Origin of the sequence: Streptomyces sp. 3211.6 (assembly GCF_003634815.1) — a bacterium.
Taxonomy (GTDB): Bacteria; Actinomycetota; Actinomycetes; order Streptomycetales; family Streptomycetaceae; genus Streptomyces; species Streptomyces katrae_A.
Window position 1 is genome coordinate 3,366,736 of the sequence record NZ_RBXC01000001.1, and the last position, 17,291, is coordinate 3,384,026.

Genomic DNA, 17,291 nt, shown 5'->3' on the forward strand with positions numbered 1-17,291 from the left:
CAGCCGGGCCCCCAGCTCCCGCAAGGGATCCTCTAGATCCATACGGTGTACTGACATCAGGTCTAATCCCGTCGCGGCCGACCTGTGACCGAATCTCCCCCAGGATGTGACCTTTGTCCTGGGGGATCGGTATTTGCCCAGGTCAGACGCCATCCCCCTAGGGCCTCCAGGACGAAAGACCTGTCCATTTCATGACGTAATGCACTGCACGCCATTCCCAGCACAGGACAAGCTGATGTAGGAAGTCGGGGGATCGAACCAACCAGGAGTTAGTCAGTGAGCGCCATGTCTCTTGCCCTGCTGCTGACCACGGCCGCTGCCACGGCCGTGGGCGCTGCTGCGCTGCACGCCGTACACGGACTGCGCAAGCAGGTGTCGGCCCTTCGCGATGAGCTCGCCCTGCCGGCCAACGCCCGGGGCGCGAGCGTCCCGCACGCCCGCAGCGCCGTCGAGTCCCCCGCCGCCGAGATACGAGCCGCCGTGGCCGCCGCCCTCGCCGAGGAGCGCGAGCGCGAGCTGGCCGAGGCGCGGGCCTTCTGGGCCGCGCAGGAGGCGCGTGACGCCGCCGACGCCCCGTCCCTGCTGGGCGGGCTGCCGGGCCTGGGCGAGGAAGGCCCCGTCTTCCTGCCCCGGCAGGCGGACCTGGTCGGCCTGGAGCCGGTCCTGGGCGACGACCTCGCCGACGAGTACCCGGAGGACTCGGCCGAGCTGGCCGCGGCCCGCCGGCGCCACCCCTCCCACCCGGACTTCGTCCCGGTCCAGCCGCACCCCGGCGCCGACCACGAGCGCACGGTCAGCCGCCTGGAGGAGCTCGCGGAGGCCCGTACGGCCCTCGCGGACGTCCGTCCCGGCCCGCTGGGCACCCTCGACGTGTACGTCTTCACGGACGGCACCACCCTGTGCATGACCCCGGGCCACCGGGAGACCGCGGAGCGCCTCGCCGAGGCCCTGCGTTCGGGTACGGCCCCGGTCCTGCTGGGCGGCTCGGGCATCTCCGGCGCCTACGCGCTGACCTTCTCCTGCGGTGACACCGAGGACCCGGACAGCAACGTCTACATCCTCGCCGACCGCGTCATCGCATCGCTCTGACTTCCGCCCGCTCCACCAGCGCCACGGCCTCGTCCAGCAGTTCGGACGGGGCCTTCGCGCTGCCGGGGCCCGCGGCGCGCAGCGCCTCGGCCAGGTCCAGCCCGGCCACCGCCAGCTGGTCCCCGACGACGAAGACCCCCTCGTCGGGCATCACGCGCGCCGGAGCCGCCCCCGAGGGGTCCTCCAGCCGCTGCGCCCGCACGGCCAGCTCACGGGCCAGCTCCAGGGCCTCCGCGGCGGCGCCGCGCTGGAGCCGGCTCTGCGGGGCGGCCCGCAGCCGGTCGGCGAAGCGTTCCACGGCGGCGGTCAGGGGCGAGGTATCGAGCACCCGGCCGACCTTACGCGCCGCCCGGGCGCCATTGCCAACGGGCGAACTCTCCGGCACGGTGCAGTGAAGAGAACAGCACGGCGATACCCCCGGAGGCGCCCATGTCCGTTGAGTTCTCCGAGCAGACCCACCGCAACATGATCGACAGAATCCCCCAGACCACCGGTCGTGAGATCTCCGACTGGCTCCGGACCGTCGACGAGGGCCCGTCCCTCCTCCGGTTCGAGGAGAAGGTCAACTGGCTGCTCGGCGCGCACGACCTGTCGCACGGCCAGGCGAAGGCGATCGTCCACGAGTACGGGCTGCGCAGAGCGGCCCGCCGGTTCGGCTGAACCCAGGCCCCCTTGCCCGTACGCCCCCGAGATGCGGGAAGGCCCCGCGAGCGTCGCTCGCGGGGCCTTCCCCGTACTGCCGGACTACCGGTACGACTAGTCGTCGCCGGAGAGGATCTGGAACAGGCGCAGCAGCTCCAGGTAGATCCACGCCAGGGTCACGGTGAGGCCGAAGGCGGCCAGCCAGGCCTCCTCGCGGGGGGCGCCGTAGGTGACGCCGTCCTCGACCTGCTTGAAGTCCATGGCGAGGAAGCAGGCGCCGAGGACCACGCCGACGATGCCGAACACGATGCCGAGCGGGCCGCTGCGGAAGCCGAGGCCGTCACCGCCGCCGAACAGCATGAACAGCGAGTTGGCGACCATCAGCAGGACGAAGCCGAGGGCCGCGGCCATCACGAAGCCGGTGAAGCGGCGCGTGACGCGGATCCAGCGCATCTTGTAGGCCACCAGGACGGCGGCGAAGACGCACATGGTGCCGAGCACGGCCTGGATGACCACGCCGGGGCTGAGGTAGTAGCTGGTCGCCGCGGAGATGACGCCGAGGAAGAAGCCCTCAAACGCCGCGTAGGCCAGGATGATGCCCGGGGAAGGCTTGCGCTTGAAGCTCTGGACCATCGCGAGGACGAAGGCGACGAGCGCCGCGCCCAGACCGATCATGTACGACTTGCCGAGGTTCGCCGGGTCCACCGGAAGGGCGAGCCAGGCGACCGCCGCCGTGATGATCAGGGTGCCGAGCGTCATGGCCGTACGGCTCACGACGTCGTCGATGGTCATGGCGGCGCCGCGGGCCGGCGCGGCCGGCATGCCCGTGGTGGGGTCGATGGCGTAAGGATTCGTCGCGTACGGGTTGGTCGCGGTCCCGGCCTGCGCGTACTGCGCGTCGAAGCCCGCGTAGCCGCCGTTGTCGCGGCTGAACCCCCGTCGCGAGAAGACCGGGTTACTGCTCCTCATCTCACTCCTCCGTGGCCACGGTGCGCGGCCTTGCGTCAAGGGTAATGCGTTAGCAAAGAAAGCACCCTACTGCTGGAGGAGGATCTTAGGGCGTGTCTTCAAAGGGGTCTGAGCCAGAGGAACAGGGACGCGATGGTGACGGCTGCGTGGTAGGACTCGCGGGTTTTGTCGTAGCGAGTGGCGATCGCGCGGTACTGCTTGAGGCGGTTGAAGCAGCGTTCGACGACGTTGCGTTTCTTGTAGAGCTGTGTGTCGAAGGCAGGTGGTCTGCCTCCGTTGCGGCCTCTGCGGTAGCGGTTGGCCCGCTGGTCACGGCGCTCGGGGATGGTGTGGCCGATCCCGCGTTTACGCAGGTAGGCACGTATCCTGCGGGAGCTGTAGCCCTTGTCGCCCAGGACGTGGTCCGGGCGGGTTCGGGGCCGCCCGGGCCCGGCCCGGCGGACCTTGATGGTGTCCATGACCTCCTCGAAGCGGGTGCAGTCGGCGGCGTTGCCGCCGGTGAGGACGAAGCCCAGCGGCCGGCCGCGGCCGTCGCAGGCCAGGTGGATTTTCGTGGTCAGTCCGCCCCGGGATCGCCCGAGGGCGTGATCACATACTTCGTCCCCCTGCCCTGCCCCTTTTTACGGGCGCCCGCAGCATGCTGATGGGCCCGCGCGACCGTGGAGTCGACCGACACCAGCCAGTCGATGTCACCGGTCGCGTCCTTCTCCGCCTGGACCGCGGCCAGCATCCGCGTGAACGTCCCGTCCAGCGCCCACCTGCGAAAACGCGTGTACAGAGTCCGCCAGGGCCCGTACCGTGCCGGCACATCACGCCATGCCGACCCCGTCCGCAGTTTCCACACGATCCCGTTCAGCACCCGCCGGTCGTCCAACCGCGGCCGCCCCGAGGACGACCGCGGCAACAGCCCGGACAGCACTTCCCACTCCACATCCGTCAGCTCATGACGACGCACCATGCCGACATGATCCCCCATCAGAACCATTTGAAGACACGGCCTAGGAGAAGGCGCGGCGGATCGCCGGAGATGACGGAAGGGCCCCGGGAACGGTGTGCGGGGCCGTGGCGGGAGCGCGGAAGTGCCCGGAGCCGGACTTGAACCGGCACGGCCCGAGGGCCAGCGAGGTTTAAGCTCGCCGTGTCTGCATTCCACCATCCGGGCAGGGCGCAGCGGGCCCCGTGGCAAAAGCCTTGAACGCTGCGGTGAGCCTATCCGGAACACCCCGCCCGTCAGCGGCGCCTCTATCCGATGTTGTCTGATTTTATTGGCGATTGAGTGGGCGTCAGGACCGATAAGTCACGGTCGGCAGTGCTGAGGGAGACGCTCCGCACCTCCTCGCAAATGACGTGATTTCGCCGCCCCGCGCCACCCCGGGCCACCCCTCCGTACGGGCCCTCCTCGGGGCTCCCGTCATACCAGAGGAGGAGACGACCGCGCCCCCGGTCAGACTCGAGTGGGCCGTCGAACGGGCACCGCGGCTGATCCCCCCGCGGTAAGGCCGCGGTGAGGATGGAAGGGTCCCGCCACCGCGCAGCAGACCCCGCTCGACAGGAGCCCCCGTGACCGCCATGAACTACGCCCCGCAGCACACCGCCCAGGCCGTGGCCGCCCGTGCCACGCAGCTCTCCAAGGTGTACGGCCAGGGCGAGACCCAGGTGGTCGCGCTGGACAACGTCTCCGTGGACTTCGGCCGGGGCCAGTTCACCGCGATCATGGGCCCCTCCGGCTCCGGCAAGTCGACGCTGATGCACTGCGTCGCCGGCCTGGACACCTTCTCCGGCGGCTCGGTCCGCATCGGCGACACCGAGCTCGGCACCCTGAAGGACAAGCAGCTGACCCAGCTGCGCCGGGACAAGATCGGCTTCATCTTCCAGGCGTTCAACCTGCTGCCGACCCTGACCGCCCTGGAGAACATCACGCTCCCCATGGACATCGCCGGCCGCAAGGCCGACAAGCAGTGGCTGGACACCGTGGTGGACATGGTCGGCCTCTCCGGCCGCCTCTCCCACCGCCCCACGCAGCTCTCCGGCGGCCAGCAGCAGCGCGTGGCCGTGGCCCGCGCCCTGGCCGCCCGCCCCGAGATCATCTTCGGCGACGAGCCCACCGGGAACCTCGACTCCCGCTCCGGCGCCGAGGTCCTCGGCTTCCTGCGCAACTCGGTGCGCGAGCTCGGCCAGACCGTCGTGATGGTCACCCACGACGCGGTCGCCGCCTCCTACGCGGACCGGGTCATCTTCCTCGCCGACGGCCGCATCGTCGACGAGATGTACGCGCCCACCGCGGACGGCGTGTTCGACCGGATGAAGGCCTTCGACGCCAAGGGCCGCACCAGCTGATCGGTCACTGATCACCGAAGCCACGAACAGACTTCCAGCCCAGGACTGATAACCCCATGTTCCGTACCGCCCTGCGCAACATCCTCGCGCACAAGGCCAGACTGCTGATGACGGTCCTCGCCGTCACCCTCGGCGTCGCCTTCGTCTCCGGCACCCTCGTCTTCACCGACACCCTGAGCAAGGCCCTCTCCGGCCAGTCCGCCAAGAGCTACGACGGCATAGCCGTCTCCGTCACCTCGTGGGGCCCGTCCCGCAACGAGGACGGCCAGAAGGAGGGCGAGCCCGGCATCAGCCAGCAGACCCTGGACAAGGTCAAGGCCGTGCGCGGCGTCGACTCCGTCTCCGGCCGGGTCTCCGGCTTCGCCGGCGTCGGTGACGAGAACGGCAAGCTGATCGGCTCCGGCTGGGCCAACAAGGGCTCCAACTACGCCCCCGTCAAGGACGGCAAGGACCCCCGCTACGCCTTCACCGACGGCACCGGCCCCGCCAAGGACGACCAGATCGCCCTCGACAAGGCGTCCGCGGCCAAGGGCGGCTACAAGGTCGGCGACAAGGTCCGCGTCGCCACCAACGGCCCGGTCAAGGAGTTCGCCCTCACCGGCGTCTTCACCACCGAGGACGGCGCCGTCAACGCCGGCGGCAGCCTGGTCCTCTTCGACACCAAGGTCGCGCAGGAGCTCTACCTCCAGCCCGGCTTCTACGACGAGCTCGCCGTCGCCGCCAAGGCCGGCACCTCCGCCGACCAGCTGCTCTCCGACATCAAGCCGCTGCTCGACACCAAGCACGCCAAGGCCCAGACCGGCAAGGAACTCGCCGCCCAGCAGGCCAAGGACATCGAGAAGCAGATGAGCAGCTTCAGCACCATGCTGCTCGCCTTCGCCGGCATCTCCCTGTTCGTCGGCGTCTTCCTGATCTACAACACCTTCACCATGCTGGTCGCCCAGCGCACCAGGGAACTGGCCCTGCTGCGCGCCGTCGGCGCCAAGCGCGGCCAGGTGATGCGCTCGGTGCTCGCCGAGGCCCTGGTCATCGGCGCCACCTCCGCCGCGATCGGCCTGGTCGCCGGCATCGGCCTGGCGGCCGGCATGCGCTCCGTGATGGACTCCATCGGCGCCAAGATCCCCGACGGCGACCTCGTCATCGCCCCGGGCACGGTCATCGCCGCCCTGGTCATCGGCGTCGTCGTCACCACCCTCGCCGCCCTGCTGCCGGCCTGGCGCACCGGACGGATCGCCCCGGTCGCCGCCATGGGCAGCGCCCACCTCCCGGCCACCGCGAAGTCCCTGGTCGTGCGGAACGTCCTCGGCTCGCTCATCAGCCTCGCCGGCATCGGCATCGTCTTCCTCGGCGTGTCCATGGGCGGCGACGGCCGCATGGTCATCGGCGGCGGCGCCGGCCTGATGCTCATCGGCATGATCGTCCTGCTGCCGCTGCTGTCCCGGCCGGTCATCGGCGCCGTCCGCCCGCTCCTGCAGAAGGTGTTCGGCGTCCCCGGCAAGCTGGCCGCGCAGAACGCCGTGCGCAACCCGCGCCGCACCGCCGTGACGGCCGCCTCCCTGGCCATCGGCCTGACCCTGGTCACCACGCTGTCGGTCCTCGGCATCACCCTGGGCACCGCCGTCGACCGGATGAGCACCGACAAGCTGAAGGCCGACTACAAGGTCTCCATGGCCGGCGGCATCGGCGGCCTGGACAAGTCCGTGGCCGACACCCTGGCCAAAGCCCCCGGCATCAAGGCCGTCTCCCCGCAGGCCGACGGCTACTTCAAGATCGGCGACAGCTTCCGCTCGGCGTCCGGCGTCAACCCGGCCACCATCGGCGAACTGCTCAACATCGACGTCACGTCCGGCTCCCTTGCCTCCCTCGGCAAGGGCGAGGTCGCCGTCGCCGAGAGCACCGCGAAGAAGCAGAACCTCACCGTCGGCTCCACCCTCCAGGTCCAGTTCGAGGACGGCCAGAAGACCGCCCTGAAGATCGGCGCCGTCTACAAGGACCTGGAAGGCCTGCTGTCCCCGTACGTCGTCGACAACAAGGTCCTCGGCGCGCACACCGACCAGCAGTACGTCCGCGAGGTCTACGTCAACGCCACCGCCGGCGACTCCAAGGCCGGCCAGCAGGCCGTCATCGACGCCCTCGGCAAGAACCCGGCGATGACCGTCGCCACCCGGCAGGACATGCGCAACGAGATGGGCGGCATCATCAACACGATGCTGAACATCATGTACGGCCTGCTCGGCATGGCGCTGATCATCTCGGTGCTCGGCGTGGTCAACACCCTGGCGATGTCCGTCTTCGAGCGGACCCAGGAGATCGGCATGCTGCGGGCGATCGGCCTCGACCGCGCCCGGGTCAAGAACATGATCCGCCTGGAGTCCGTGGTGATCTCGCTCTTCGGCGCGGTCCTCGGCATGGGCATCGGCCTCTTCCTGGCCTGGGCCGTGGGCAGCACCCTCACCAAATCGGTGCCGAACTACGAGCTGATCCTCCCCTACGGCCGGCTCGGCGTCTTCCTCCTGCTGGCCGCCGTCGTCGGTGTCCTGGCCGCCATGTGGCCGGCCCGCAGCGCCGCCCGGCTGAACATGCTGACCGCCATCAAGACGGAGTAGCCCGGGGCGGGAGCAGGGACACGGAGGGCCCCGGGGCGAGCTGCCCCGGGGCCCTTGCGCGTTGTGGGCGTACGGGGCTACGCGCCGCCCCAGACCCGGGAGCGCAGCGGCATCCCCGAGGTCCCGCCGCCGCCCGGCTTCACGGCCAGGATCTGGTTGACCCCGAGGCGCGCGTGCTCGAAGCCCAGCGCCGAAGCCGCCATGTAGAGCAGCCAGACCCGGGCGCGGCCGGGCGAGGTGAGCCGTACGGCCTCGTCCCAGTGCTCCTCCAGCCGGGCCACCCAGGCCCGCAGGGTCAGCGCGTAGTGCTCGCGCAGCGCCTCCACGTCGCGGACCTCGAAGCCGGCCTTCTCCAGCTCGCCGACGGTGGAGCCGACCGGGGAGAGCTCCCCGTCGGGGAAGACGTAGGCGTCTATGAACTCGTCGATCTCGTACGCCGCTTCGTCGGGCTCCGGGGGCCGGCCGATCTGGTGGTTGAGCAGGCGGCCGCCCGGGGCCAGCAGTGCGTGCAGGATCCCGGCGTACTCGCGGTAGCGCACGGAGCCGACGTGCTCGGCCATGCCGATCGAGGAAATCGCATCGTACGGGCCGTCCTTGACGTCCCGGTAGTCCTGGACGCGGATCTCGATCCGGTCGGTCAGGCCCTCGTCGGCGATCCGCTTGCGGGCGTAGGCGGCCTGCTCGGTGGAGAGGGTGACACCGGTGACCTGCACCCCGTACTCGCGGGCGGCGTGCAGGGCCATCGAACCCCAGCCGCAGCCGACGTCCAGCAGCCGCTGGCCGGGCTTCAGGGCCAGCTTGCGGCAGACCAGGTCCAGCTTGTCGCGCTGGGCCTCCTCCAGGGTGCCGCCCTCGGTCCAGTAGGCGCAGGAGTACACCATCGAGGGGCCGAGGACGTGCTCGTAGAACTCGTTGCCCACGTCGTAGTGGTGGCTGATGGCGTGCCGGTCGCGGCTCTTGGAGTGGATGATCCCGCCCTGGCGGACGGCCTCCTCCGGCGGCGGGGCGGGCCGCGTCCACGGGCGGGCCAGGGCCACGAGCTCCCGTACGGCGGCGCGGGTCGCCGGGTCGCGCAGCAGGGCGGCCGTTCCGGCGGCGCCCGAGGCGCGCGCGGGCAGGTGCGGGCGCAGCGCGGCGAGCTTGGCCAGGCCGCTGCGGGGGCGGCGGGCGGGGACGGGCGCGGCCGCGTGGTCGCGCTCCCAGACGAGTCCGGCCACCTTGTCCAGCATCTCGAACAGGTCGCCGTCGACGGTCAGGTCACCGGCCACCCAGGCGCGGGCCAGGCCCAGTTCGCCCGGCTTCCACAGCATGTGGCGCAGGGCGCGCCGGTGGTTGAGCACCAGGGCGGGGCCGGCGGCGGGGCCGGCCTCGCTGCCGTCCCAGGCACGTATGCGGACGGGCAGGGGGGCGCCCAGCAGGGTTTCGGCAAGGGCTGCCAGCCGCGGCGCGGCGTCGGTCATCGAGGCACCTCCAAGGTGTTCAGACCAACCGGCTACCCACTCGCGCCGAAGGGCATTCGCCACCGAATCACACCTGGACCGCACCTTGAGCGCACCTTGACCATGCCGTGCGCCCGGGAGTCGCCGCGCGCCGGGGCCCGTGCGCCGGGGCCCGGGGCACGGGCCCGGGTGCGCGGGTACGCCGAAGGGGCCGCCCGCACCACGGATGGCGGGCGGCCCCTTCGGGGTCGTGCTCAGGGACCCGGCGTCAGCGCCGGGGTCAGGCCTTGGCCTTCTCGGCCGGGGCAGCGGCGGCGGCGGGGGCCGGCGCCGGCTTGGCGGCCTCGTAGAACTCCTCGCGCGGGGTTTCGAGGGCGCCGAGGGCGACGACCTCACGCTTGAGGAACATGCCGAGGGTCCAGTCCGCGAAGACGCGGATCTTGCGGTTCCAGGTCGGCATGGCCATGCCGTGGTAGCCACGGTGCATGTACCAGGCGAGACGGCCCTTGAGCTTGATCTTCATCTTGCCCATGACGATCATCGCCACGCCCTTGTGGAGGCCGAGGCCCGCCACCGCACCCTTGTTGGAGTGCTGGTACTCCTTCTGCGGGAAGCCCCGCATGCCGGAGACCACGTTGTCGCCGAGGACCTTGGCCTGGCGCAGCGCGTGCTGGGCGTTCGGCGGGCACCAGGCGTTCTCGACGCCGGCCTTGCGGGAGGCGACGTCCGGGACCTGGGCGTTGTCGCCGGCGGCCCAGATGTAGTCGGTGCCCTGGACCTGGAGGGTCGGGGCGGTGTCCACGTGGCCGCGCGGGCCGAGCGGCAGGCCGTAGCGGGCCAGCGCCGGGTTCGGCTTGACGCCCGCGGTCCACACGATGGTGTTGGAGTCGACCTCGAGGCCGTTCTTCAGCACCACGTGGCCGTCCACGCAGGAGTCCATGGAGGTGTTGAGGTAGATCTCGATGCCGCGGGACTCGAGGTGCTCCTTGCCCCAGGTGCCGAGCTTGGGCCCGACCTCGGGGAGGATCTTGTCGGCCGCGTCGACCAGGATGAAGCGCATGTCCTCGCGCTTGATCGTGGTGTAGTACTTCGCGGCGTCGCGGGCCATGTCCTCGACCTCGCCGATCGTCTCGGCGCCGGCGAAGCCGCCGCCGACGAAGACGAAGGTGAGCGCCTTGCGGCGGACGTTCTCGTCCGTCGTGGACTCGGCCTTGTCGAGCTGTTCGAGGACGTGGTTGCGCAGGCCGATGCCCTCTTCGACGCCCTTCATACCGATGCCCTGTTCGGCCAGGCCGGGGATCGGGAAGGTGCGTGAGACGGCGCCGAGCGCGATCACCAGGTAGTCGAAGGGCAGCTCGTACGCCTCGCCGACCAGCGGCGTGACGACGGCGACCTTGCGGTCCTGGTCGATGGTGGTGACCCGGCCGGTGAGAACCTCAGCCTTGGGCAGCACGCGTCGCAGCGGGACGACGACGTGCCGAGGCGAGATGCTGCCTGCGGCCACTTCGGGGAGGAAGGGCTGGTAGGTCATGTACGAGCGCGGGTCGACGACCGTGACGGTCGCCTCGCCGTAGCGCATCTTCTTCATGATGCGCTTGGCTGCGTACAGGCCTACGTACCCACCTCCTACAACGAGGATCCTGGGACGCTCCGTGGTGCTCATGAGATGAGTATCCAGCACCCCAAGGGGTGATGCTCGTGAGCCCCTTCACAAGGAGCGAGGAGAGCTCTGCTACACTGCGCGCCCCGCGTGACCCAGATCATGGCGCGCAACGGGAACCAGAGGGTATCGGGACTCGTTGTTCACCCGCCCTGAACTGGCCTCCAGGGCCTCGACCGGACTGGACCACCGGGTTTCGTCCTTACCTCCGATACGAAACCCGCAGCGCCCGCGCATCGCACAAACAGGTGCTGAAACGGCCCTGCGACCCTCAAGAACCCCTCGAACGACCCTCTTGTTGACCCGGGGGACGCTTTTTCCTTGTGAAGAACTTCACGAACTTGGTGCGCGGCAGCGCCTTTTCGGCCTCCCGGGAGCCCCGCACTGCCCCCGCACAGCCCTCGCACAGCCCCCGCCCCGGGCGTGCTCCCCCGCCCCACCAGCCACTCATCGGGTGGAACGCGATATTCGCGCCACAGCCCCGCACGACGGCCGCCGCAGGAACGTCCGCGAACGGCTCGAGGGGGCGCCCAGCGCGGAACGCCCCCTCGTCCACCCGCACGGGCGGACCGGTCAGGCCACGGACCAGGCGATGCCGTCCAGGATGTCGTGCTCGGAGACCACGACCTCGGCGGCGCCGGTGCGTTCCATGATCGCGAGCAGGACCAGGGCGCCGGTGCCGATCACGTCGACCCGCCCGGGATGCATCACCGGGATCGCCGAGCGCTCGGCGTGGGTGGCGGTCAGCATGCGCTCGCTGATCTCGCGGACCTGCTCGTAGGAGATGCGGGAGTGGTGGATGCGCTCGGAGCGGTACTCCGGCAGGTCCAGGGCGATCGCGGCGACCGTGGTCACCGAGCCGGCCAGGCCCACCAGGGTGCGGGCCTCCTCCAGCGGGACGGTCTCGGCGGCCAGGTCCAGGGCCGCCTCGATGTCGGCGCGCATGGCGGCGATCTGCGCCCCGGTCGGCGGGTCGGTGACCTCACCGTCCACCACCAGGTGGCGCTCGGTCATCCGGACGCAGCCCACGTCGACGGAGCGGGCCGCGCGCACGTGCTCTTCGCCGACGACGAACTCGGTCGAGCCTCCGCCGATGTCCACCACCAGGAAGGGCCGCTCCAGGGCCGTGTCACCGGTCAGCTCCCTGGTGGCGCCGGTGAAGGAGAACTCCGCCTCCTGGCCCCCGGAGATCACCTCGGGCTCCACGCCCAGGATGTCCAGGACGCCCCGGACGAAGTCCTCGCGGTTCTCGGCGTCGCGCGAGGCCGAGGTGGCCACGAAACGGATCCGCTCGGCGCCCAGCTCCTTGATCACCGCGGCGTACTCGCGGCAGGCCGCGAAGGTGCGCTGCAGCGCCTCCGGGGCCAGCCGGCCGGTCTTGTCCACGCCCTGGCCGAGCCGGACGATGGTCATCCGGCGGTCGAGCTCGACCAGCTCCCCGGTGGCCGGGTCGCAGTCGGCGACGAGGAGGCGGATGGAGTTGGTACCGCAGTCGATGCCGGCGACCCGGGTCATGCCGTCTCCCCTTCCTTCGCCTTCTCACCGCACGGGGTGACGCAGGCGCCCTTGGCCCACCACTCCGGCAGCATCGCCAGGGCCTCGTCGCCGAACGGGTTCACCCCGGGGCCGGCCGCCAGCGAGTGCCCGACCAGCACGTGCAGGCACTTCACCCGGTCCGGCATGCCGCCGGCGCTCGGGAAGCCCTGGAGCACTTCGATGGCGTCGCGCCGCTGGATGTAGTCCTCGTGCGCCTTGCGGTAGGCGGCGGCGAGCTCCGGGTCCTCGGCGAGGCGGGCCTGCATCTCCTTCATCACGCCGTTGGCCTCCAGCGTGCCGATCGCGGAGGCCGCGCGCGGACAGGTGAGGTAGTACAGCGTCGGGAAGGGGGTGCCGTCGGGGAGGCGCGGGGCGGTCTCGACGACGTCCGGCTGGCCGCAGGGGCAGCGGTGCGCGATGGCGCGCAGCCCGCGCGGGGGGCGGCCGAGCTGCTGCTCGAACGCCTCGATGTCGGCGGCGGTCGGCTCGGTCCGGTCGGTCTGGGGCGGGGGCGTCTGCATGCCTGGAGGAAGTCTCTTCGTTCGGTCGTACGGGGCGGCCGCCTGCGGTCGCCCGTACGTGACGGTCGTGATGGGTGGGTCAGTCGCCGGGGCGGTCGGCCTTGTCGACGCCGTCCCAGACGTTGGAGTACCAGGGGCGGTCGGATCCGCTCTGGCCGCCGCGGCGGTGCTCCGCGGCCGCGGCCCCGGGGTCGGTCATGATGTAGCCGATCTCCCCCGGGCGCAGGAAGTGCAGGTGCCTGCGCGCCTGCTGCTCCGCGTAGGCGGGGTCCTGCCAGCGCGCCTTCTCGTCGCGAAGCTGCTCCAGGCGCTTGCGCGCGGTGGCGGCGGCCCGCTGCTGGTCGGCGATCTCCGAGCGCTGGGACACGTACTGGCGCATCGGGTACGCCAGGGCGACGACCAGCGTACAGAGGACGAGCACCAGCAGGGCCGCCCGGCCGGTGAGCCGGCTGCGGCGCACGACCCGGCGGGACTGCGAGCGGTAGACGTGGGCCGCGGTCCGCTCGCCGAGCTGCCGGAGCCTGGTCGCCGTGGAGAAGGTGGAGAACCGATCCCGGTTCCCGGCCATGATCCGCCTCCCCTTGTGCGCGCGCTACGCAATACGTCCCCGCACACGGTACGGGACCGAGTGCGGGGACGTAGGGAGGCTAGGCGAGGACTCAGCCCTTGAAGCGCGGGAAGGCGCTGCGCCCGGCGTACACCGCGGCGTCGTCGAGGATCTCCTCGATGCGCAGCAGCTGGTTGTACTTGGCGACGCGGTCCGAGCGGGCCGGGGCGCCGGTCTTGATCTGGCCGCAGTTCACCGCGACGGCGAGGTCGGCGATGGTGACGTCCTCGGTCTCGCCGGAGCGGTGGGACATCATGCACTTGAAGCCGTTGCGCTGGGCCATCTCGACGGCGTCGAGGGTCTCGGTCAGCGAACCGATCTGGTTGACCTTGACGAGCAGGGCGTTCGCGGAGCCCTCCTCGATGCCGCGGGCGAGGCGCTCGGGGTTGGTGACGAAGAGGTCGTCGCCGACGATCTGGACCTTGGAGCCCAGGCGCTCGGTGACGGTCTTCCAGCCGGCCCAGTCGTCCTCGAACAGCGGGTCCTCGATGGAGACCAGCGGGTACGCGGAGACGAGCTCCTCGTAGTACTCGGTCATCTCGGCGGCCGAGCGGGACTGGCCCTCGAACTGGTACTTGCCGTCCTTGTAGAACTCGGACGCGGCGACGTCGAGCGCGAGCGCGATGTCCTTGCCCGGGACGTAGCCGGCCTGCTTGATGGCCTCGATGATGAGGTCGAGCGCGGCGCGGTTGGACTCCAGGTTCGGGGCGAAGCCGCCCTCGTCGCCCAGGCCGGTGGAGAGGCCCTTGGTGTGCAGGACCTTCTTGAGGGTGTGGTAGACCTCGGCACCCCAGCGAAGGGCCTCGGAGAAGGACTCCGCGCCGATCGGCGCGATCATGAACTCCTGGATGTCGACGTTGGAGTCCGCGTGCGACCCGCCGTTGAGGATGTTCATCATCGGAACGGGCAGCAGGTGCGCGTTCGGGCCGCCGAGGTAGCGGAAGAGCGGGAGGTCGGAGGCCTCGGACGCGGCGTGCGCGACGGCGAGGGAGACGCCGAGGATGGCGTTGGCGCCGAGGGAGCCCTTGTTCTCGGTGGCGTCCAGGTCGATCATCGCCTGGTCGATCAGGCGCTGCTCGGTGGCGTCGTAGCCGACCAGCTCCGGGCCGAGCTGCTCGATGACGGCGAGGACGGCCTTCTCGACGCCCTTGCCCAGGTAGCGGTTGGGGTCACCGTCGCGGAGCTCTACGGCTTCGAACGCTCCGGTGGAGGCACCGGACGGAACTGCAGCACGGCCGGTGCTGCCGTCGTCGAGGCCCACCTCGACCTCGACCGTGGGGTTGCCTCGGGAGTCCAGGATTTCCCGGGCTACGACGACGTCGATGGACGGCACGAGCATCTCCTTCTGGGATGTGACGCTGGGTGTGCGGTGGCGTGTGGCCTGGGACGGCCTCGCCGACTAGAGCCTAACCGGCTCCGGGCGGTCGGCCAGCCGACCGCCCGGGTCCTGGGACGAAAAAGGGTCCGAATACCCGCCTTCCGGGACATAGAGCCCCGGAAAACGGGCCGGACATGCGGCGGCGCGGCGCGGACGCGACGACGCCCGGCGCGCGAAGGATGCGCGCCGGGCGTCGATGCCGCGGTCCGTGCCGGGGTGCTGCTCGGGTGTTACGCGGGAATTCAGCCGAGGTTCAGCTTCTGACCCGGGAAGATCAGGTCGGCGTCCTGGACGGTGTCCTTGTTCAGGTCGAACAGCTTCTCCCAGCCGCCCTTGACGCCGTTGGCCTCGGCGATGGTGCCGAGGGTGTCGCCCTCCTGGACCGTGTACGAGCCGTTGCCGGTCGCCGGGGTCCCGGTCTTCGGGGCCGACGGCTTGGCCGGGGCGGGCTTGGACGGGGTCCAGTCGCCGGAGCCGGAGCCGGTGGACTTGGTCTCGGTGTCGGCCTTCGGGGTGGAGGGCTTCGCCGGGGCGGGCTTGGCCGGGGCCGGCTTGGTCTCCGGCTTCGGCTTGGCCGGGGTGGTGGTCGAGCCGCCGCCGTTGTAGGCGGAGTTGGACAGGCCGACGCCGCAGGACGGCCAGGCGCCCTTGCCCTGGCCCTTGAGGACCTTCTCGGCGATGGCTATCTGCTGCGACTTGGTGGCCTGGTTGGCCTGCGCGGCGTACGCCTTGCCGCCGTACGCGGCCCACGTGGAGGCGGAGAACTGGAGGCCGCCGTAGTAGCCGTTGCCGGTGTTGATGGACCAGTTGCCGCCGGACTCGCACGCGGCGACCTTGTCCCACTCCGAGACGGTGGCGGCGCTGGCGGAGCCGGCGGCCATCAGCGGCGCGGCGACGGCCACACCGGCGACACCGGCGAGCGTGACGATGCGGACGGCCTTGGAGCCGCGGCGGTGCTTGCCCTTGCCGGAAAGCAGCATGGAGTTTCTCCTCACCGACGCCTTCGAGGTGAGCTGTCGGGTTCGGGCGGATGAGTTGCCCGGTCGCGCAGTTGCGCGTCTTCACCCCAAGCCGGTACGCGGGCCGTCTCTCAACGGCCTTTCCCGGCACCTACCTTGGTTCCCCCGCTCCTGCCAACGGCGCTTGCGCGACGACTGTTCCCTCCGGCCGCCGGCAGGATTCGGCGATGCGGTCGAAGGAGCCCGCGGTGGCGGGCGACTCAGAAGGTAGACAGGTCTCTCCCCGATGTTCAACGTGTGATTTTGGGGAGAAACCGGCCTACTTGCGTTCCGGGAGAGCACGTTTGCGCAGGTCGGAGCCGGGTTTGCGGAAGTTCCGGAATGAGACACGCCAGTTGTCCGGAAGAGATGCATGTCTCACTTGCCGATAACGGACATTCAGCCCGTAATGGCTGCCCGAACTACCCCCTATTTCTTGGTTAGATCCAGGTTCTGGCCGGGCTTGATGAGGTCCGCGTCCTTGCCGATGACCTGCTCGTTGGCCTGGTAGAGGGCGGTCCAGCCGCCCTTGAGGCCGTTGGCGTCCGCGATGGCCGCCAGGCTGTCGCCCGGCTTCACCGTGTACACGGGCTCCGCGGCGGAGGCTGACGCCGCGCCAGGGGCCGCGGGCACCTCGACCGCGGCCGGGCCGCGGTGCTTGCCGCTGCCGTCGGAGGCGCCGGCGGAGGCCGAGGGAGAGGGCGTGGCGCCCGGGGTGGCCGGGGCCGTCGGGTCGACCGGGGCGGTCGGGGTGCCGGGGGCGGTCGGATTGGCTGGGTTGCCCTGGTTGTTGGAGTTGCCCTGGTTGCCCTGGCCGTTCTGATTGCCCGGGTTGCCCGGGTTCGCCGGGGTGGTGGGCGGGACGGTGGGGCCCGTGGTCGGGGTGGGCGGCAGGGAGTAGTCCGGCTCCGGCATGACGGGCAGTCCGCTGGTGGCGCCCAGCGGGTAGTCCGGGAGTACGCCCGGGCCCGGGGTGCCGGGAGCCGGGGTGGGCGCCCCGAAGTCCGTGGAGGGCTTGTCCCGGCCGGTGGAGGGCACCGAGAAGTCGGGCCGGACCGGGGTGGGGCCGACCGGGCCGGGGATCTTGGAGGTGCCGGTGTCCACGTCGGGCTTCGGCCCGTTCTTGGACAGCCCGGCCGAGGCGGAGCACAGCGGCCACGCCTCGGGGCCCTGGGATTCCAGCACCCGCTCAGCCACCGCTATCTGCTGCGACCGGCTCGCGAGGTCGGGGCGCTCCGCGTACTCGAGTCCGCCCGCGTTCTTCCACTGCTCCAGAGTGAACTGGAGGCCGCCGTAGGCCCCGCTGCCGAAGTTGGCGCTCCACGTGCCGCCGCTCTCGCAGTCGGCGACCTTGTCCCACGTCGCGGTGTCGGCCGCGTTCGCGCCCGTGGCGGCGAGCAGCGGCAGTGCCAGCGCTGAGCCGGTGACTCCGGCGGTGACGACGATGGCGGGGACCTGACGGGGTCGTCTGTGGCGGCCGTTCCCGGGAAGCATGAGCCTGCACCTTTC

15 protein-coding genes, 1 tRNA gene and 1 riboswitch are annotated in these 17,291 nt (G+C 70.8%); of the genes, 4 read left to right on the top strand and 12 right to left on the bottom strand.

The features are described from left to right. Positions 1 to 285: 285 nt before the first annotated feature. Positions 286 to 1,089, top strand: coding sequence for a hypothetical protein (locus BX286_RS15365; protein ID WP_079427574.1), 804 nt, complete (start codon positions 286 to 288; stop codon positions 1,087 to 1,089). Here the strand turns inward: BX286_RS15365 and BX286_RS15370 are convergent. Then, positions 1,073 to 1,417 carry a hypothetical protein gene (locus BX286_RS15370; RefSeq protein WP_079427576.1) on the bottom strand — a complete coding sequence of 115 codons (345 nt, stop codon included), beginning with the start codon at positions 1,415 to 1,417 and terminating at the stop codon, positions 1,073 to 1,075. The two genes, BX286_RS15365 and BX286_RS15370, sit on opposite strands and share 17 nt — an antisense overlap. 101 nt (positions 1,418 to 1,518) lie before the next feature. On the opposite strand from BX286_RS15370, the gene BX286_RS15375 reads away from it, so the two are divergent. Further along, a complete protein-coding gene (locus tag BX286_RS15375; RefSeq protein WP_079427578.1) occupies positions 1,519 to 1,749 on the top strand; it encodes a DUF4287 domain-containing protein in 231 nt (76 codons plus the stop codon). A gap of 96 nt (positions 1,750 to 1,845) precedes the next feature. Here the strand turns inward: BX286_RS15375 and BX286_RS15380 are convergent, their stop codons facing one another. From BX286_RS15380 to BX286_RS15390, 3 genes are all read right to left on the bottom strand, one after another. After that, the gene (locus BX286_RS15380) at positions 1,846 to 2,700 is read right to left on the bottom strand and encodes a Bax inhibitor-1/YccA family protein (RefSeq protein WP_100863528.1); all 855 of its coding nucleotides are present in this window, start codon (positions 2,698 to 2,700) and stop codon (positions 1,846 to 1,848) included. A 98-nt stretch (positions 2,701 to 2,798) separates the two neighbouring features. After that, positions 2,799 to 3,658, bottom strand: a protein-coding gene (locus BX286_RS15385) for an IS5 family transposase (RefSeq protein ID WP_199848270.1) whose coding sequence is annotated in 2 segments (ribosomal slippage) — positions 2,799 to 3,310 and positions 3,310 to 3,658 — 861 coding nt in all. Because the reading frame shifts where the segments join, the coding sequence is not laid out codon by codon here. A 122-nt stretch (positions 3,659 to 3,780) separates the two neighbouring features. Next, positions 3,781 to 3,862, bottom strand: a tRNA-Leu gene (locus BX286_RS15390). A 407-nt stretch (positions 3,863 to 4,269) separates the two neighbouring features. Between BX286_RS15390 and BX286_RS15395 the strand changes: the two genes are divergently transcribed. Together BX286_RS15395 and BX286_RS15400 are read left to right on the top strand one after the other, a co-directional pair. Further along, the gene (locus tag BX286_RS15395; RefSeq protein ID WP_079431756.1) at positions 4,270 to 5,037 is read left to right on the top strand and encodes an ABC transporter ATP-binding protein; all 768 of its coding nucleotides are present in this window, start codon (positions 4,270 to 4,272) and stop codon (positions 5,035 to 5,037) included. A gap of 56 nt (positions 5,038 to 5,093) precedes the next feature. Next, positions 5,094 to 7,643 (top strand): ABC transporter permease, encoded by a 2,550-nt coding sequence (locus tag BX286_RS15400; protein WP_121015199.1) that lies wholly within the window; start codon positions 5,094 to 5,096, stop codon positions 7,641 to 7,643. A 77-nt stretch (positions 7,644 to 7,720) separates the two neighbouring features. On the opposite strand, the gene BX286_RS15405 is transcribed toward BX286_RS15400, so the two are convergent. The 8 genes from BX286_RS15405 to BX286_RS15440 form a co-directional block, all read right to left on the bottom strand. Continuing rightward, positions 7,721 to 9,103 carry a cyclopropane-fatty-acyl-phospholipid synthase family protein gene (locus tag BX286_RS15405; protein ID WP_079427583.1) on the bottom strand — a complete coding sequence of 461 codons (1,383 nt, stop codon included), beginning with the start codon at positions 9,101 to 9,103 and terminating at the stop codon, positions 7,721 to 7,723. Between the two features lie 259 nt (positions 9,104 to 9,362). After that, positions 9,363 to 10,745 carry an NAD(P)/FAD-dependent oxidoreductase gene (locus tag BX286_RS15410; RefSeq protein ID WP_079427585.1) on the bottom strand — a complete coding sequence of 461 codons (1,383 nt, stop codon included), beginning with the start codon at positions 10,743 to 10,745 and terminating at the stop codon, positions 9,363 to 9,365. 570 nt (positions 10,746 to 11,315) lie between these two features. Beyond that, positions 11,316 to 12,257, bottom strand: a complete 942-nt coding sequence (locus tag BX286_RS15415; protein WP_121015201.1) for a Ppx/GppA phosphatase family protein — start codon at positions 12,255 to 12,257, stop codon at positions 11,316 to 11,318. Next, complete coding sequence (locus BX286_RS15420) at positions 12,254 to 12,799, bottom strand: DUF501 domain-containing protein (RefSeq protein ID WP_079427589.1); 546 nt, start codon at positions 12,797 to 12,799, stop codon at positions 12,254 to 12,256. The genes BX286_RS15415 and BX286_RS15420 overlap by 4 nt, the downstream gene beginning before the upstream one ends. A 79-nt stretch (positions 12,800 to 12,878) precedes the next feature. After that, a complete protein-coding gene (locus tag BX286_RS15425; protein WP_079427591.1) occupies positions 12,879 to 13,367 on the bottom strand; it encodes a septum formation initiator family protein in 489 nt (162 codons plus the stop codon). A gap of 91 nt (positions 13,368 to 13,458) precedes the next feature. Next, positions 13,459 to 14,745, bottom strand: coding sequence for a phosphopyruvate hydratase (gene eno, locus BX286_RS15430; protein WP_079427593.1), 1,287 nt, complete (start codon positions 14,743 to 14,745; stop codon positions 13,459 to 13,461). A gap of 281 nt (positions 14,746 to 15,026) precedes the next feature. Further along, positions 15,027 to 15,764 (bottom strand): transglycosylase family protein, encoded by a 738-nt coding sequence (locus tag BX286_RS15435; RefSeq protein ID WP_159036775.1) that lies wholly within the window; start codon positions 15,762 to 15,764, stop codon positions 15,027 to 15,029. 3 nt (positions 15,765 to 15,767) lie between these two features. After that, a riboswitch (cyclic di-AMP (ydaO/yuaA leader) is annotated at positions 15,768 to 15,936 on the bottom strand. A gap of 275 nt (positions 15,937 to 16,211) precedes the next feature. Next, complete coding sequence (locus tag BX286_RS15440) at positions 16,212 to 17,276, bottom strand: transglycosylase family protein (protein ID WP_121015203.1); 1,065 nt, start codon at positions 17,274 to 17,276, stop codon at positions 16,212 to 16,214. Between the last annotated feature and the right edge of the window lie 15 nt (positions 17,277 to 17,291).

Coding starts and splice junctions, on each gene's coding strand:
- BX286_RS15410 (WP_079427585.1), bottom strand. CDS start 10,745: ATGAGCACCACGGAGCGTCCCAGGATCCTCGTTGTAGGAGGTGGGTAC.
- eno (WP_079427593.1), bottom strand. CDS start 14,745: ATGCTCGTGCCGTCCATCGACGTCGTCGTAGCCCGGGAAATCCTGGAC.
- BX286_RS15440 (WP_121015203.1), bottom strand. CDS start 17,276: ATGCTTCCCGGGAACGGCCGCCACAGACGACCCCGTCAGGTCCCCGCC.
- BX286_RS15415 (WP_121015201.1), bottom strand. CDS start 12,257: ATGACCCGGGTCGCCGGCATCGACTGCGGTACCAACTCCATCCGCCTC.
- BX286_RS15365 (WP_079427574.1), top strand. CDS start 286: ATGTCTCTTGCCCTGCTGCTGACCACGGCCGCTGCCACGGCCGTGGGC.
- BX286_RS15420 (WP_079427589.1), bottom strand. CDS start 12,799: ATGCAGACGCCCCCGCCCCAGACCGACCGGACCGAGCCGACCGCCGCC.
- BX286_RS15400 (WP_121015199.1), top strand. CDS start 5,094: ATGTTCCGTACCGCCCTGCGCAACATCCTCGCGCACAAGGCCAGACTG.
- BX286_RS15435 (WP_159036775.1), bottom strand. CDS start 15,764: ATGCTGCTTTCCGGCAAGGGCAAGCACCGCCGCGGCTCCAAGGCCGTC.
- BX286_RS15425 (WP_079427591.1), bottom strand. CDS start 13,367: ATGGCCGGGAACCGGGATCGGTTCTCCACCTTCTCCACGGCGACCAGG.
- BX286_RS15405 (WP_079427583.1), bottom strand. CDS start 9,103: ATGACCGACGCCGCGCCGCGGCTGGCAGCCCTTGCCGAAACCCTGCTG.
- BX286_RS15380 (WP_100863528.1), bottom strand. CDS start 2,700: ATGAGGAGCAGTAACCCGGTCTTCTCGCGACGGGGGTTCAGCCGCGAC.
- BX286_RS15395 (WP_079431756.1), top strand. CDS start 4,270: ATGAACTACGCCCCGCAGCACACCGCCCAGGCCGTGGCCGCCCGTGCC.
- BX286_RS15375 (WP_079427578.1), top strand. CDS start 1,519: ATGTCCGTTGAGTTCTCCGAGCAGACCCACCGCAACATGATCGACAGA.